The sequence below is a fragment of the Helicobacter bilis ATCC 51630 genome, from assembly GCF_000686565.1.
Classification (GTDB): Bacteria; Campylobacterota; Campylobacteria; order Campylobacterales; family Helicobacteraceae; genus Helicobacter_A; species Helicobacter_A bilis.
In genome coordinates, this window is record NZ_JMKW01000130.1 from 1 (window position 1) to 1,108 (window position 1,108).

Annotated in this window: 2 protein-coding genes; both read left to right on the plus strand. The window is 30.4% G+C overall.

Features of this window, described 5'->3' with window-relative positions; all coding sequences use genetic code 11:
- Positions 1-201 precede the first annotated feature (201 nt).
- Positions 202-573 (plus strand): toxin-antitoxin system YwqK family antitoxin, encoded by a 372-nt coding sequence (locus tag T368_RS0111655; RefSeq protein WP_027338518.1) that lies wholly within the window; start codon positions 202-204, stop codon positions 571-573.
- A 121-nt stretch (positions 574-694) separates the two neighbouring features.
- Positions 695-1,108, plus strand: a 414-nt coding sequence (locus T368_RS0111660) for a toxin-antitoxin system YwqK family antitoxin (RefSeq protein ID WP_004086503.1), incomplete at its 3' end; no start/stop codon positions are given.

Sequence of the window (1,108 nt, forward strand, 5' to 3'; positions counted from 1 at the left end):
AGAGATTAGAAGAGAAGACATTAACATTGAACAAGAAATTAACTATTTAAAAGAAATATGCCTTAAAGAGAGTGATTCTAAATAATTTATGATTTTAAAGTCTTAACACTTCCTAGATTCTAATCTTAGAATCTTTATAGCTTTAGTCTAAAATAGTTTTTGTAAAATACAGAATCTTTATCTCAATCTTAAAGGACAAATATGTTACTAAAAAGTGTGTTAATGGGTTTTCTATCATTTTCTATTTTACATGCAGATACACTAAAAGAATGCAAAACCGAAGCGGATAAAATAAGCGGTTGTGTAGTAAAAGAGTATGATGAGAATGGGAAGCTTATGGCAGAAATACCATATTTAAACGACTTGTTTCATGGGGATATGAAATACTACACAGAAGATAAAAAGCTACTAGCCTTAGTTAAAGCTGAGAATGGCAAGATTATAAGCAGCAAATGCTTTGATGATAAAGTCTTAACAGACAAAGACTTAACAGAGATTAGAAGAGAAGACATTAACATTGAACAAGAAATTAACTATTTAAAAGAAATATGCCTTAGCAATGATTCTAAATAATTTATGATTTAAAGCTATCTTAACACTTGCTAGATTCTAATCTTAGAATCTAGCAAGCTTTAATCTAAAAGAATATTCTGTAAAATACAGAATCTATTATTTCAATTTAAAAGGGGCAGCTATGTTACTAAAAAGTGTGTTTATGGGTTTTCTCTCATTTTCTATTTTACATGCAGATACACTAAAAGAATGCAAAACCGAAGCGGATAAAATAAGCGGTTGTGTAGAGAGAGAATATTTTTCAAATAGGAATCTTTGGATAGAAACACCATATCAAAATGGCGAAAGAGAAGGCATGGCAAAGTGGTATCATGAGAACGGGAGTCTAGCGAGTGAAACACCATATAAAAATGGCAAAATAGAGGGCATAGAAAAATGGTATTATGAGAATGGGAATCTAGCAAGTGAAACACCACATAAAAATGATGAAGCACATGGCAATTTAAAATACTACACAGAAGATAAAAAGCTACTTGCTACAATAAACGCACAAAATGACAAATTTATAAGCGGTAAATGCCCTAATAATAAAGCT

Excerpts from the sequence above, each read along its gene's own strand:
- T368_RS0111655 (WP_027338518.1), top strand. The coding sequence starts at position 202 with ATGTTACTAAAAAGTGTGTTAATGGGTTTTCTATCATTTTCTATTTTA.